The sequence below is a fragment of the Stomatohabitans albus genome, from assembly GCF_036336025.1.
Lineage (GTDB): Bacteria > Actinomycetota > Nitriliruptoria > Euzebyales > Euzebyaceae > Stomatohabitans > Stomatohabitans albus.
In genome coordinates this window covers 736,117-750,488 of record NZ_JAYKKE010000001.1, presented here as the reverse complement: position 1 = coordinate 750,488, position 14,372 = coordinate 736,117, and the positions used below count along the sequence as shown (strand labels likewise).

The 14,372-nt window shown below is 52.6% G+C and carries 15 protein-coding genes; 10 read left to right on the top strand and 5 right to left on the bottom strand.

All coding sequences use genetic code 11. The annotated features are described in order from the left end of the window. Positions 1–2: 2 nt before the first annotated feature. From def to VCU37_RS03270, 3 genes are read right to left on the bottom strand one after another with little or no spacing between them, the layout of a single operon-like run. Positions 3–500, bottom strand: a complete 498-nt coding sequence (def, locus tag VCU37_RS03280; RefSeq protein ID WP_336249200.1) for a peptide deformylase — start codon at positions 498–500, stop codon at positions 3–5. After that, positions 500–1,009 (bottom strand): glycine cleavage system transcriptional repressor, encoded by a 510-nt coding sequence (locus VCU37_RS03275; RefSeq protein WP_336249199.1) that lies wholly within the window; start codon positions 1,007–1,009, stop codon positions 500–502. The genes def and VCU37_RS03275 overlap by 1 nt, the downstream gene beginning before the upstream one ends. Positions 1,010–1,018: 9 nt before the next feature. Continuing rightward, positions 1,019–1,951: a hypothetical protein gene (locus VCU37_RS03270; RefSeq protein WP_336249198.1), complete on the bottom strand. Its 933-nt coding sequence runs from the start codon at positions 1,949–1,951 to the stop codon at positions 1,019–1,021. A 186-nt stretch (positions 1,952–2,137) separates the two neighbouring features. Here VCU37_RS03270 and dnaK point away from each other — a divergent pair, with 186 nt between their 5' ends. From dnaK to VCU37_RS03250, 4 genes are all read left to right on the top strand, one after another. Next, positions 2,138–3,979 (top strand): molecular chaperone DnaK, encoded by a 1,842-nt coding sequence (dnaK, locus tag VCU37_RS03265; RefSeq protein WP_336249197.1) that lies wholly within the window; start codon positions 2,138–2,140, stop codon positions 3,977–3,979. After that, positions 3,976–4,629 carry a nucleotide exchange factor GrpE gene (locus tag VCU37_RS03260; RefSeq protein WP_336249196.1) on the top strand — a complete coding sequence of 218 codons (654 nt, stop codon included), beginning with the start codon at positions 3,976–3,978 and terminating at the stop codon, positions 4,627–4,629. Before dnaK ends, VCU37_RS03260 begins: the two co-directional genes overlap by 4 nt. A gap of 136 nt (positions 4,630–4,765) precedes the next feature. Further along, positions 4,766–5,965: a molecular chaperone DnaJ gene (gene dnaJ / locus VCU37_RS03255; protein WP_336249195.1), complete on the top strand. Its 1,200-nt coding sequence runs from the start codon at positions 4,766–4,768 to the stop codon at positions 5,963–5,965. Continuing rightward, entirely contained in the window at positions 5,962–6,354 is a 393-nt protein-coding gene (locus VCU37_RS03250; protein ID WP_336249194.1) for a heat shock protein transcriptional repressor HspR, read from the top strand. The genes dnaJ and VCU37_RS03250 overlap by 4 nt, the downstream gene beginning before the upstream one ends. Positions 6,355–6,437: 83 nt before the next feature. Here the strand turns inward: VCU37_RS03250 and VCU37_RS03245 are convergent, their stop codons facing one another. After that, positions 6,438–7,244, bottom strand: coding sequence for a sulfurtransferase (locus tag VCU37_RS03245; RefSeq protein ID WP_336249193.1), 807 nt, complete (start codon positions 7,242–7,244; stop codon positions 6,438–6,440). Positions 7,245–7,408: 164 nt separating this feature from the next. Between VCU37_RS03245 and VCU37_RS03240 the strand changes: the two genes are divergently transcribed. The 3 genes from VCU37_RS03240 (at position 7,409) to VCU37_RS03230 (ending at position 10,387) form a co-directional block, all read left to right on the top strand. Further along, the gene (locus tag VCU37_RS03240) at positions 7,409–8,242 is read left to right on the top strand and encodes a DUF5684 domain-containing protein (RefSeq protein ID WP_336249192.1); all 834 of its coding nucleotides are present in this window, start codon (positions 7,409–7,411) and stop codon (positions 8,240–8,242) included. 4 nt (positions 8,243–8,246) lie between these two features. After that, positions 8,247–9,221, top strand: coding sequence for a hypothetical protein (locus VCU37_RS03235; protein WP_336249191.1), 975 nt, complete (start codon positions 8,247–8,249; stop codon positions 9,219–9,221). A gap of 152 nt (positions 9,222–9,373) precedes the next feature. After that, positions 9,374–10,387, top strand: a complete 1,014-nt coding sequence (locus tag VCU37_RS03230; RefSeq protein WP_336249190.1) for a hypothetical protein — start codon at positions 9,374–9,376, stop codon at positions 10,385–10,387. A gap of 109 nt (positions 10,388–10,496) precedes the next feature. Here VCU37_RS03230 and VCU37_RS03225 read toward each other — a convergent pair whose 3' ends face one another. Next, positions 10,497–11,138 carry an MBL fold metallo-hydrolase gene (locus VCU37_RS03225; protein ID WP_336249189.1) on the bottom strand — a complete coding sequence of 214 codons (642 nt, stop codon included), beginning with the start codon at positions 11,136–11,138 and terminating at the stop codon, positions 10,497–10,499. Positions 11,139–11,224: 86 nt separating this feature from the next. Here VCU37_RS03225 and VCU37_RS03220 point away from each other — a divergent pair, with 86 nt between their 5' ends. The 3 genes from VCU37_RS03220 to bioB all read left to right on the top strand — a co-directional run bounded on the left by VCU37_RS03220 (position 11,225) and on the right by bioB (position 14,336). Further along, entirely contained in the window at positions 11,225–12,004 is a 780-nt protein-coding gene (locus VCU37_RS03220; protein WP_336249188.1) for a hypothetical protein, read from the top strand. Beyond that, entirely contained in the window at positions 12,001–12,867 is an 867-nt protein-coding gene (locus VCU37_RS03215; protein WP_336249187.1) for a PrsW family intramembrane metalloprotease, read from the top strand. Before VCU37_RS03220 ends, VCU37_RS03215 begins: the two co-directional genes overlap by 4 nt. Before the next feature lie 197 nt (positions 12,868–13,064). Next, complete coding sequence (bioB, locus tag VCU37_RS03210; RefSeq protein WP_418896438.1) at positions 13,065–14,336, top strand: biotin synthase BioB; 1,272 nt, start codon at positions 13,065–13,067, stop codon at positions 14,334–14,336. Positions 14,337–14,372: the final 36 nt, after the last annotated feature.

The window sequence follows — 14,372 nt, the reverse complement described above, 5'->3', positions numbered from 1 at the left end:
TGTTATTGATAGGTAACCCGATGGAAAATATCTGACCGGAGAGAGGCTACGCGGTCCAAAATAATCTTCCCGTTCAGATGATCCATTTCGTGTTGCAGGGCGCGGCTTTCAAAGCCTTTCGCCTTCAACAACACTTCATCACCATCGATCCCTATCCCACGCAACACAATACGTCGCCAACGCTTTACGTTGGCCGTAAAATCAGGCACGCTCATACAGCCTTCACGTTCGACTTTGTCACCGTCCACATCAACGATTTCGGGGTCAAAAAGAACGATTAGCCCGTGGTTTGCTTTCTTTGCCTTGAAGTGCTGGCTGACGTCAACGACAAAAGCGCGTTTATTGACCCCAATCTGATTTGCCGCAAGACCAATACAACCTGGGGATACGCGCATCGTGTCTATCAAGTCTTGAGCGAGCTCAGGAATCGGCGCACCGCACGGCTCTGTGGGACGATGTAAGACGGGATGCCCAACTTGAACAACAGGAACGACAGCCATTAGAGCTGTGTCCTTTCCAGTGTGTTAACACTTGCTTGAACCCCTGGCATTGCATCTCGAATAATGTCGCAGATAGCTTCCCCGTCGGTGCCCTCTGGCAGGCTTACCTCAAAGGCCATCACATATATGGGTTTATCGGCGGGCAAAATGCGCGATTGTAGGTTCGTCACATTGGCACCACGCGCGAATAGTACTGCCGCAGCGGTGCCAACGAGACCTGGCCGGTCTGCCCCATAAATCGTGAAAAGATGGGTTGGAGAAGCGGCACGTTCTTGAGTCTGTGCTTCTGAAACGGTGAGTACCAATCCACTAGCGGCACGCTCCAGTGTGTCCCGCAAGGTTTGTGCATCTGCGTCCACATTCACTAACAGGCTGATCGCAAACTGGCCGCCAAGCGCTTGCATGGCTGCATCTTCGATATTCCCGTTAACAGACTCAAGGGCATTTGCGACTGCCGCGACAATGCCTGGGCGGTCTGCTCCAACGGCAGTTACAGCAAATAAGGTCATTACTTCTTCCTATTGTGATGGTGCGGGGGAATCGCTATTCCCTGGAAAACTAAACTCTGAACTTGAGGTGCTGCCTTCAACGCTGCTGCCCGCACCGCCTTCAGCCTCACCTTCAGCAGGGAAGGTAACCGTGCTTGGATCAGCGGGTTGTCCGGTTGGATTCACTTCAAAGAAAATACTGCTGACCTCGGTGTCATCATGCAGCACCGTCAAGCGGTATCGTCCCTCTGGCCAACCGGATTCTGGGCGCTCGCGGGTAAAGGACTGGCTCGTTGTCCAGGGGTTGAGATGCACCGTCTCTGACCCCCAGGAGCGGTCATTAACTTCCCATTTCACGGTTACCTCATCCTTGAGTTGGGCACCGTTATAGGACAATCGGAAGGTGAGTCGGGTATCGGGGGTCACCACTGAACCAGGGTTGATTTGAATATCATCCGGGCCAGAAAAGACGGCCAATCCAACCGCCTGGAATCTACCTGGCGGGGCAGGTGTCGTAAGTGGTAACGGTGCGTCCCCACTGTCACGCTCTGATGAACTGGTTCCATCAGCCCGGGTTGAGGGTTCGGCAACGGTTTGGTCATCTCCAGGTGGTAACAACGTCTCAACGGGACGAAAGACGAGTACTGCAATGATGCCGACGACGAGTGCGACCGGAATGGCAAGCCAGGCCCAAAAGGGAACCTCTCGCGTTTGTTTCGTCGGGGTGCGCTTGGGCTGGTAGGTACTGTCAAATACTGGACCGGCATCATCTGCTGAAGCGGCATCATCAATGTCTTGTTCAGCCGTGTCCGGGTCTTCGTCCATTGCCTGCACAAGCTCATCATCTTCTTCAGCCTGGTCATAGGCGGCAACGACCCGGGGGAAACCCTGAGGTGGGGTTGGATGAGATGGATCCATCGTCGATTTGTCGACGATTTCATCCTCATTTCGATCAGGCTCCATCGTGAGAGTGTAGGCGAATCTGCTGATAGGTCAACGGTTTTCAGCACGCCCCAACAACCTCATCATCAAGAGTAAATAAATATGAGCGTCTTACTATCAAATATGGTGACAAGTTTGAAATGTGACGTAACATTGAGCGCCTAGCAATCAGATTTTCATCTTCCCCATTGCAGAAAGGTTTTCATCATGGCTAAGGCTGTAGGTATTGACTTAGGGACCACGAACTCCGTTGTCTCCATTCTTGAAGGTGGCGAGCCCACGGTTATCCAAAACGCCGAAGGCGCCCGCACCACCCCATCTGTTGTTGGGTTCTCAAAAACAGGTGAACCACTGATCGGTGAAGTCGCCAAACGTCAGGCAGTAACTAATCCTGATCGCACGATTGCGTCGGTAAAGCGCCATATGGGGACCGATTGGACGACCGATATTGACGGTAAGACCTATACCCCCCAGCAGATCAGTGCACTTATTTTGGCCAAGTTGAAGCGTGACGCCGAAGACTACCTTGGTGAAAATGTAACTGATGCAGTCATTACCGTTCCGGCGTACTTCGGTGACGCTGAACGTCAGGCCACCAAAGAAGCCGGCGAAATCGCAGGTTTGAACGTACTTCGTATTGTGAACGAACCCACAGCAGCCGCGTTGGCCTACGGGCTGGATAACGAGAAGGATGAACAAACCGTTCTCGTATACGACTTGGGTGGCGGTACGTTTGACGTTTCTGTTCTTGAAATCGCTGACGGTGTGTTTGAGGTGAAGTCAACCTCTGGTGATACTCGCCTTGGTGGTGATGACTGGGACCAAGCCATCATTGATTGGATGGTCAAGGAGTTCAAGAACACGAATGGTGTTGACCTGAGCGGTGACAAGATGGCTCGCCAGCGCTTAAAGGAAGCTGCTGAAGCCGCCAAGAAGGAACTATCCAGCGCCCAGCAAACCACCATTAACTTGCCCTTCATTACGGCAAACGAAAACGGTCCGCTGCACTTGGAAATGACCCTGACCCGTTCGGCATTCCAGAACATGACGGCTGACCTGTTAAAGCGCACCCGTGCCCCCTTTGAACAGGCCATCAAGGACGCTGGTATCAGCTCAAGTGATATTGATTCCGTCATTCTTGTCGGTGGGTCTACGCGTATGCCGGCCGTTGCCGATTTGGTCCGTGAATTGACTGGCGGTAAGGAGCCGAATAAGGGCGTCAACCCGGATGAGGTTGTGGCCGTCGGTGCAGCGCTGCAAGCCGGTGTGTTACGCGGTGAGGTAAAGGACGTGCTGCTGCTTGACGTGACCCCGCTTTCCTTGGGTGTTGAAACCAAGGGCGGCATCATGACCAAGATGATTGAACGCAATACAACGATTCCTACCCGCCACTCTGAGATCTTTACGACGAGTGCGGACAACCAGAGCCAAGTCGAGATCAACGTATTGCAGGGTGAACGCGAAATGGCTGCCTATAACAACTCCCTTGGGAAGTTTGTGCTTGACGGTATTCCACCTATGCCACGGAATACCCCACAGATTGAGGTCACCTTCGATATCGACGCGAACGGTATTGTGAACGTGAGCGCCAAGGATAAGGCCACTGGCAAGGAACAGAAGGTCACGATCACGGGCAATAGCGCCCTCCCGCGTGAAGAGATCGACAAGATGATCGCTGATGCAGAGCGCTTTGCCGATGAAGACCGTCGTGCGAAGGAAGCCGCTGAGGTTCGCAACCAGGCTGATAGTTTGCTCTTCCAGACCGAAACGCTGTTGAAGGAAAATGGCGATAAGGTGAGCGATGAGTTAAAGACGGCCTTGGAAGACGCCCAAAAGCAGATGCGTGATGCCTTAGATGGTGATGATGTCGATGCCATCAAAGATGCAATGGCTCCGCTGACCAAGGCCAGCCAGGATGTTGGCCAGGCGTTGTACGCCGCAGGTGCCGCTCAGAACGAAGAGCCAGCACCAGGACCAAGCACTGACACCGTTGACGATGAAAATATCGTTGATGCTGAAGTCATTGACGAAGAGGACGAAGAGAAGTGAGCTTAAACGACACCCCCACCCCCGATGAGGCTGAGGTGGGGGCGTCGGCTCAAGCCGATCCCCCTGTCGATGCCCAACCGACTGATTACGACGACACTGAACGTGGTGATGAGCCGGTAGCTGTTCCCAATCCAGAGGTTGAATCCGTTGTATCTGATGAGTCAGAGGTAACCGCAGAGGAGGCCGCTGAAGAGGCGCACTCAGAACCTGTGGATGCCCTTGAAGCAGAAGTGGCTGAATTGCGTGACCAGCTGATTCGTGCACGAGCCGATTATGACAATTTGAATAAGCGGCGAGTGCGTGAGGTCGCTGAAGCCCGTGATCGTGGTGCGGCAGCATTGGCGGCCAATCTCGTAGATGTGCTCGATAGCTTTGAAATGGCTTTGGCTGCGGCTGAACAGAGTAATGATGAGCAAATGGCCAAAGGCGTTCAGCTTGTTCATAACCAGTTATTGAATGCACTCAAGCAAAGCGGATTGGAAGCCGTGCCTGGTGTAGGTTCAACCTTTGACCCCAATATCCACGAAGCGGTTCATGCTGAAGAGGATGACCAAGACCGTGAGGTTCCTGAGGTCATTGATGTACTCCGTACTGGTTGGATGTACAAAGGCCAGCTGCTTCGCGCTGCAACCGTACGTGTCATTAACTAAGAACACGTCAGCCAGGGTGTCGGTGCATCCTGGCTGCTATTCATCATTCGCACTTGATGTTATTACTGAGTGATCGTTAACCCTTCATTACACATCACATGGATCACCACCCCAGATACCCGAAAGGAGGATCGCTATGGCCCAAGCAGATTGGGTAGAGAAGGACTTTTATAAAGATCTCGGTGTCAGTGCAAGTGCCACTGAGGAAGACATCCGCAAGGCCTACCGGAAACTGGCCCGTAAGTATCATCCCGATACCAGCACCGAGTCAGATGCCGATGAGCGATTCAAAACCATTTCGGCTGCGTATGACGTATTGAGTAACAAAGACTCACGAGCTGAATACGATCAAATCCGGCGCATGGCGTCAAGTCCGTTCAGTGCTGGTGCACGGCGTACCGGCGGGATGGGCACTGGTTTTAGCCGTCGTGGACAGGCTGTGAACTTTGACATCGATGACTTACTTTCTTCCATCATGGGGGATGCCCACATCGGTGGAACGAGTACTGGACGAGCAAGCACTCGAACCAGTACGGCTACAAATGCCCCGCGAAAAGGTGGCGATGTTGAAACCAATGTCAATCTGAACTTTGAGGATGCCCTCGCCGGTGTAACCGTAACCTTACGGTTGAGTGGGTCGGCAACCTGTTCGGCCTGCAAAGGCTCAGGAGCCCAACCCGGAACAAGTCCAGAAACATGCCCCGAATGCAATGGTGCCAGTGTGATTACTGACAACCAAGGCATGTTTGGCTTTTCATCGACCTGCCGTACCTGCATGGGGCGTGGCACGATCATCAAGGAACCATGCACCCGTTGTGCTGGGTCAGGGGTTGAAAACCGACCTCGTACCCTCAAAGCACGATTACCACGTGGGGTGAAAGATGGTCAAGTCGTACGCTTGAAGGGTAAAGGTGAACCTGGCCGCAATGGTGGACCGGCAGGAGATCTATTTGTCAATGTCCATGTGAGTGAACACCCGGTGTGGAGCCGTGACGGAAATAACCTGACGATGACCTTGCCCATCAGTTTTGCTGAAGCAAATCTTGGTGGAAACGTCGCCGTGCCAACCCCAGATGGGGATGTCACGGTCAAAATCAGCCCAGGTACCGCGTCTGGAAAGGTCCTTCGGATTCGTAATCGAGGGGTTTACAACGGGTCTGGAGATGAACGTGGAGACATGCTCGTTACCGTGCAGTTGACCGTTCCCCAGAACCTCAGCAAAACACAAAAGAAACTGATTGAGGACTTTGCTCAAACCGACAAGTCTGACCCACGCGCATCGCTGCGCCGTGCGGTAGAACGAAATCGAACTACGCAAGGAGGTGACGGCAAATGATCGGCTTATTCATTATCAGTGTTGCGGCTGAACTGACCGGCGTGCACCCGCAAACCTTGCGCACCTACGAACGCAAGGGGCTTATCAACCCAACCCGTTCCGCTGGTGGTACGCGCCGCTATTCTCAAGCAGACGTTGATCGTGTTCGCCTTATTCAAACCCTCACTCAAGACGAAGGCATTAACTTGGCCGGCGTTATGCGCATTCTTGAACTCCAAGATCGCATTGAAGACCTTGAAAACGAACTCAAGGTAGCCCGAGCTGCGGTTGACGATGCCCGCCGTGAAGCAGCAAGGGCACATCGTGAAGCTAGCCGCCACACATCAACAGAAATTGTTGTGTGGAATCCTCCGGCAATCGAGCCAGCAAAGCGGATTAGACGCTATTAGGTCGAGAGGCCCCATTCCGCCATTAAGGTAAGCGGGTAGCAGCTCTTTTTTGCATATTGTTGCCTCTATGCGCTTACCTTTTTTCAAGTTCCCTGGACTATTTCCAGATTCAGTCCGGTTTGTCCATATTCTGCCCATGAACCGTCATAGACATGGACATCGTTATATCCCGCCCCGACTGCAACCATAGCTAAGAGTGATGCGGTAACCCCTGACCCACATGACGTAACCAGGGGGTGAGGTTCACCACAAATGGTAATGAAATACTCGCTGGCATCGGGTCGCAGATACCCATCTTCAAGTAAATCGGTGAATGGGAGATTGATTGCCCCTGGCATGTGGCCACAAGTAAGTCCCTCACGTGGCTCAGGGGTCGTACCTTCAAACCGACCGGTAGCCCGTGCGTCAACAACCGTTGTATCTGGATTAGCTAAGGCTGCTTGCACACCAGCCATATCGGTGAACCCAACCAGTGCGTCTGGAACGCTAATCGTACCGCCACCGGGATTAGGCTGATGGGGTGCCGTAGGATGACCAGCTGATTCCCAAGCAGGTAGACCCCCATTCAGAACCTTTGCTGCAATACCTGCCGAGCGCAACATCCACCACGCTCTCGGGGCGCAAAACATGCCGTAGCCGTCGTAGCACACAATCGTGTCACCTTCATGGATGCCCATTTGATGAAGGACTGTTTTAAAGGCTTGCGGTGACAGCATCGTGTGGGGTAGGCCACTTGACTGGTCCGACCCTTCTTCGTCGATATTTAAGGTTCGCGCACCGGGTATGCCATGGGTACGGGTTTCTGGCATGGATACACCGCAACGAACATCAATACACGTCACCTCGTCAAGGTGTTCGGTCAACCATTCAACGGTTACAAGCATTTCCATACCTGGAGCCTATCGTGAGCTGGGCGATGGCTGAACGTTCCTATGCCCCCTATCGATGAACACCCGGGCACTCCTATCACAATGTGAACAGGCTGTTTCTTCTTTTCTCAGGGATTGCATATGATGCCTACGGCTATTCGTTAGAAGGATGAGGAGAACCTAGAATGGACTCGGGGTCAGAACTTCAAAACACCGTAGACAGCCTCTTTAATCAGATCGTTTCCATACTGGCCGGGCTACTTGTTGTTTTTGCGGTTATTGCCGTCATCGTCTATGTCATCAGTTGTATCCCCAAGGGAAAGCTGTTCCAACGGGCTGGATATCCGGCATGGCAAGGTTGGATTCCGTTTGTTAATACCTATGTCCAAGCAAAAATTACGGGTCGAAATCCGTGGCTAGTACTCGGGCTGTCGATCGGATTATCCATACTCAACTTTATTCCAGTCATTGGCGGCGCAACCTGGCTATTACCTTCCCTTCTCGTCATGTGGATGGCCTATGATTTAGCGCTCGTCTATAGCCAAGGAAAACGGTTTTCACTGATCTACGCCATATTGGCCGGCAGCGCAGTGGGAGCCTCAGGAGGATCAAGTATTGTCACCTTGCCATTCAAGATGGTGACTGGCGGGCTAAGGCAAGAAGTACCTGACCTTATCGGCATATTTTTTAATTCCGGTGTCCTTCCTATCCTCAGCCTGGTTACGCTTATCATGACCTACATCATCGCCTTTGGTTCAGGTACTCGGTATGAGGGTCCCTACTCACATCGCAATGAACGAATGCTCATGCATGATCCTTGGTTGTTTATTCCAGGTCCGAACCAAAGTATTCCGGTTCCCCCACCACTGTCTGGTATCGGTTATGGTTCAATTCCTCGTCGATACGAACCCACTGTCCCGGCTCACCCAAACACCGATATTGGGCGATCAGACTCGGTTTCCAGTGTTAAGCCTGATGCCACCCATCTAGACGATGTATCCGCATCACACGAGGAATAGAAGCATGAGCACGCCCCAGCCACCGCACCGTACCAATGGACCGTCACTACCACCTGGATATGACCCCACAGCCTTCGACCCCTTTGGCCATCAAGCAGAAACGACACCGCAACCTCCACGTACGGATGATCACCAGCGTCGGAGTGACCAACAGGAGCCACTAACAGAACTACCTTCCTATGATGAAGAACATCTGGCCACTGATGATCCAACCGCTTGGGCATGGGAGCCATCTCCACAACCTCAACAAGAAGAAACAACCCCGCCTTTCACACCAGGTGGTTATACCCAAATGGGTGTCGGTCATGAACCCCGTATAGGGAACCCAGAACCACGTTCGGAGACGGCTCGTGAAGGGGTATCAAAAATCCTGATAGGGCTTGTCAGTAGCTTGTTGCTTATCGTCATAGCCGGTGGTGGTTATTGGTTTTACCTCAACGACCAAGCAGTGAAAGCAGAACAACAAGCGAAGTTAGAAGAAGCTGAACGAGAAAAAGCTCGTATTGAGTCTGAAAACATAGCGTTAGAGTCGGAAAAACAAGCAGCTGCCGAAGCTGCGAAACAACGCGAAGAAGCTCTTGAACAGCAGTTGGCCCAGGCATCCCAGCCAGCCACACAACCGATACCGCCGGTGACACCAACACCAGTTGAACCTGCGGCCCCAGCCCAACCCAATGGTTCACATTGGAAACCACCACAGGCACGGCCACCCCAGCGTTCATCCGGGCTGTTAGGGAGTGGTTGTACACCCCAAACGGATCATCTGCCCAATGGCACCTGGTTTGGATTTGCGTCTGACGAAGGCAACGACACGATGAGGTTTGACCTTGTGTGTTTGTACGCCGATGGTCGTATCCGCAATGACAACAGCAAACTACGTGTACTGAACGCCAATGGCTTTCAGTACCCCGAGGGCTCCTTTGTAGGCATTGTCGTCTCTGATGGTGTCATTACGAACTTGTGGCTTGAAGGCCCCTAACAACCGAACACCGTGATAACCATCACCCGCAGGTTGGCCGCAAGGTATTGCGTTGCATACGCAGCGTACACATCGTAACTAAACCCCGTCGCCAAGGTACCGTAATGCGTGTAATTCTAGCCTAGGTATGTTGCCCGTTGACAGGTGTCGTAATGCATGAATCCTCTTCTTTCCCCGACGAACCGACTGCGCAGTCGGCATCACGTGAGCGTCGAGAAGGAGAGCATGACCAATCAAATGAGGCGTTTCCGACATTTCAAGACACCACGCCGCCAACACCACACCCGAATCCAGCCGATGAGCCAACGGTTGTTGATCCCACGCCTCCGCCGTATCAAACAGATTTCCAACCTGGTGATCCTTACCCACAAGCCGCAGCCGGAGATATTCATGCCAACCCCGATGATCGTTACCAGGCATTTGGTGACGGGTTTATGGGGTCACATACTGAAGATGACGGTGGATTTCATAGCAATGACTACATCCCATCATCACCGACATACACGACTACGGCTAATGGGTGGCTGATTGTCTTGAGCGGTGTGCTCATTGCGATCATTCTGATTGGCGGTGGGTATATCTTCTTTCAAACGAATAAAGCTACGAAAACTACTCAGCAACAGGCGCTAGAGGCTGCACAGTCAGAGCGAAATGCTGCGCGTTCAGAAGCCCAGAAAGCCCAAGAAGAAGCCCAGCGCGCACGAGCCGAAGCCGCCCAACGCGAAGAAGAACTTCGGCAGGCCAGGGCACGTGCGTCAGCGGAGGCGGCGCGTACAGCATCTCCTACAGCAACCCCCACCCCCACACCAACCCCGACCCCCACACCAAGCGCTATTCCTACACCGAGTTCGTCGGTGAGCATTGACCCATCTGCCCAACCTTCAGCTAGCTCCGATGTCGGGGATCGAGGTAAGCCCCTTGGCAACGGATGTACGCCAGGGACACCCCGACTCCGTGATGGTTCCTGGTACGGCTATGTCTGGAACCCAGGGCAAGGCGCGTTGGATTTTGACCTTGTGTGCCTATATGAAGACGGCACCATCACCAATAGGAGCAGTACTATTCGTTCGATTCCGGTCGATAGCTCCATCACTGATGATCCAGCCGGTGAATTTGTACGGATTGATATTAGAAATGGCAGCGTCACCGCCATCGTGTATGACTAGACCCTTAGCCTATCCCCAGCGTGGCGGCATCGATACCACGCATCTATCCCCGTAGAGGTAGGCACGTCTCCACTTGACGCGCCTTACCTAGACGCCCCCGTGTGGAGGATTACCAGCCACGCGCCCACCACTCATCAATGTGGCTACGTTCCTTCCCCAGTGTTGTGCCTTCACCATGGCCAGGAAGAATCACCGTGTCGTCACCGTATTGATCAAAAATCTTTTCCTCTAGGTCGGTCATCAAGCTCTGGAAATCCTCAGGGTTAAGCGTCTTGCCTGGACCACCAGGGAACAAACTATCTCCAGGAAAAATATGGACTGGCGCCCCATCTGTGATGAGGGCAAGGGCTATCCCTCCTGGCGTATGCCCAACGAGTCCAATCACATCCAGCACAATGTCATCAACCTCTATACGGTCACCATGCCAAACGGGATCAGGACGCACACTGGTATGGAACTCAATGGCCGTACAGTCGGGAGTTCCCGCCACCACATCGGCCTCTGTAGTCTTTGCAATCTCCCGTAGCGCTTCAATATGGTCGGCATGTTGATGAGTCACTACAACCAATGCGACATCATCATCACCGATGAGCGACTGAATACCTGGTGCGTTGTCAGCCGGATCAATCAACACCGCAACCCCAGAAGGTTGTCTGATTAGCCAAACATTTGTGTCAAGCACTCCTTCGATACTGCGATGAATTGAAAGGCCACCCGGTAATTCAATGGGGATCTGGATATGACTGCTCATAGCCCCATTGTGAGCCAATATCGCTACCTATTCCAAAGCCGGTATCGACCTAAAGTTTCCTCAATAATTTTTTATACAGTCACCCTGTGGTTCTCACGCCACACTATGTCAAAACGAATGACCGAAAGTTCACTATGACTATCCCTCCTTCACCACCAACCGAGTCAGACCCTCCTGGCAGCCAAGGAAACGACCCCCAATGGCAGCACCAACTGAGCGCCACTCAACCCAATGACCAGGTACAACCTGGTGAGACCATCACTCCAGTGTTGGCTGAAGGGGGTCGTTCGTGGCGGGCTCTTGGTGTAGCGTTACTCACGATGGCCGCACCGGTGTTGGCATTGAGTTTGTGGGGACTGGAAGTTGGCCCCATAACGATTGAACATGCACAGAACGATTCCATCACGGTTGAGGGACCAAGCCATGATCTTGTGCTAACCCTTCCGGTTGATTGCAGCGAAACGCTGGAAGACCCGACCATGACATCCTTGTCGTGTGGTGAAGCAGATGATGAAGTGAGCCTAACGATTATGCCCAGTGACAGCATTGAGCAGTTAGACGTTGCTGCACGCCGAGGCGTTCGCCGAGCCATATTCGATCGAGATAGTGATCGGTTTGAGGTATCGGACACCACTATCGAAGGTGGTAAGGCGGCTCTTGCTACTGGTCAAGGAACTATCATTCCTTATGGCGCCGCATTTGCCGTTCAGGGTGACGGTGCTAAAGACGGTTTCGTTGTCGGCGTATCCCCTTCTGATTCAGCCTTGATACAAGAGGTTTCGCACCACCAACAGATTATTGACAGCGTTGTTCATTCGCTCATTCAATCGGCCCGTTTAACAGCTAAAGAGGTGGATCACGCATGACATCATTTTGGATTCAACCAAAGAATGCCTGGTGGTGGTTTAACCTCATTGTCACCCCTATTGGGCTAATTGTGACAGCCTTTTTATATGGGCCGCTAGTGATGAGTCTCTCACCAGAGATCATTTCCCTCTCATTCGTGTTCTATGCTGTGATGGCTGTAGCCGGCTTACTCGTATTGCGATTCACCAAATTTGGAACCGCACTCCCTTCGAAAGTGCTCGTTACTGCATTTATTTGGGGTTCTATTAACGCGATTGGACTTGCCATCACCCTCGGTCTTGGCGTTGGTAATCTCAGCACCCTAACTGGTTCAACGATGTGGATATCGAGCCTTGGTGGCGCCGTACCCGAAGAAATCTTTAAACTCTTTTGTGCACTCGCCGTGCTCTACCTTGCACGAGCATGGGTATCACATCCCGTTCACGCAATGCTCATTGGTATGGCGGTGGGATTTGGGTTTGACCTTGCCGAAAATGTCTCCTATGGCCTCAATATGGCACTCATCGACTCCAATAGTGACCTTCAACCTATGTTGAGTTCCTGGCTCCTCCGGCTGGTCGTTGGCCCCTTGGCCCACATGATTTGGACTGGCCTTGCTGGTTGGGGGATGGGTCAGTTCCTCTTTGAAAAGAAGCGTAGTGGACTTGGGTGGCTGTTCTTTACCATCGGGATTCATTTCCTCTTTAATACTGATTGGCCCCTTGATGCTGTAGTCCCAGAAGCCGCACTAGAACCCGTTTCCCTCGCTATCGCATTGGCCTTCTACGTCATTTCCGCTATCGCCCTCATCGTCGTATGGAGGCGAGCACCAACCCCACAACTACTTTCAGCAAACCCTGAACTTGGTGGGGTGTCCGCATAAGGATTCTTTCTCAGAACACCCTTCACGATTTGTATGTGCAGGCCCAATAGGTATAAAACTGCCTTTGGCCTGCACAGATCGTGCGAACCTTAGGGACAAGAACGGTCTTTACTGGCCCTCACGTTTCAGGACCTCAGACAGGTTTAACACGTGAACGATCCGTCTAGAGTTTTCGCATCACTATTTGAAAGGGAGTTATGGCAGACCTCACCTACGCCCAACTAGATGACATGGCCACTCGCGCAATCAATGGCGAGCCTGTTACCCGTGATGAAGCACTTGCGGTTCTTCGTGCAAGTGATGCGATGACAATGCCGATCGTGATGGCTGCAGGCCGGATCCGTCGGCATTTCTTTGATAATCGGGTTAAAGCAAACTTTTTGATTAACCTGAAAAGTGGTAAATGTCCTGAGGACTGCTCCTATTGTTCCCAGAGTGTGAATAGTACGGCTGATGTGCTGAAGTACTCCTGGCTCAAACCGGATGAGGTTGTTAAACAAGCCAAAGCCGGTGTGGCCGGTGGTGCGCAGCGTGTGTGTCTGGTTGCGAGCGGTCGTGGACCAACTGACCGTGATATTGACCGTGTAGGCAAGATGATTGAGGGCATTAAGGATCTTGACCCAAGCGTACGCGTGTGCACCTGCTTGGGTCTTTTGAAAGATGGTCAGGCGGACAAACTTGCTGCGTATGGCTCTGATACCTACAACCACAACCTGAATACCAGCCCAGAACGTTACGAAGAAATCTGCACAACCCATACCTACCAGGATCGTCAGGACACAGTGACAAAGGCAGCTGGTGCGGGTATGTATTCATGCTCAGGAATGATTGCGGGTATGGGTGAGTCCGATGAAGAACTCGTTGACCTCGCCATGGCGTTGAACCGTATCGGTGCCGACAGTATCCCTATCAACTTCTTATTGGCCTTTGATGGCACTGTGTTGGCTGATATGGAAAACCATCTCACCCCACAGCGTTGTTTACGTATCTATTCGATGGTTCGATTCTTGAACCCATCTACCGAAGTGCGCGCTGCCGCTGGCCGTGAGGAATACCTACGCTCCATGCAGCCCATGGCCTTAGAGGTGTGCAACTCCATTTTTCTTGGTGACTATCTGACCAGTGAGGGTGCTGCCGGTGCTGACGACCTGCGCATGATTCATGACGCAGGCTTCGTGCTCGAAGATGCCGAAGGAAACCCCGTGCCCATTGATGTGGATGCCTTACCCAAGCAGGTAAGCAATCACACGGTGGCCCCGTCTGGGTGTGGCAGTGGTGGGGGTTGTGGCGATTGTGCCTCTGCCGGGTCTTGCGGTGATGCTCAGTTTGAAACCGAACTCGAAGTAGTCTTTGAACCAGAGCCAGTTGTGGCTGAGGTTGACGGTTGCTGTGGTGGTCATGATGGGCATGCACCCAAACCCGCCAGTCGTAAGCGTGGGGCAGGTACCGAAATCCCCGCCAACGCCTAACCGCCTCACCTACTGACCACGTTCATTACCGGTTTC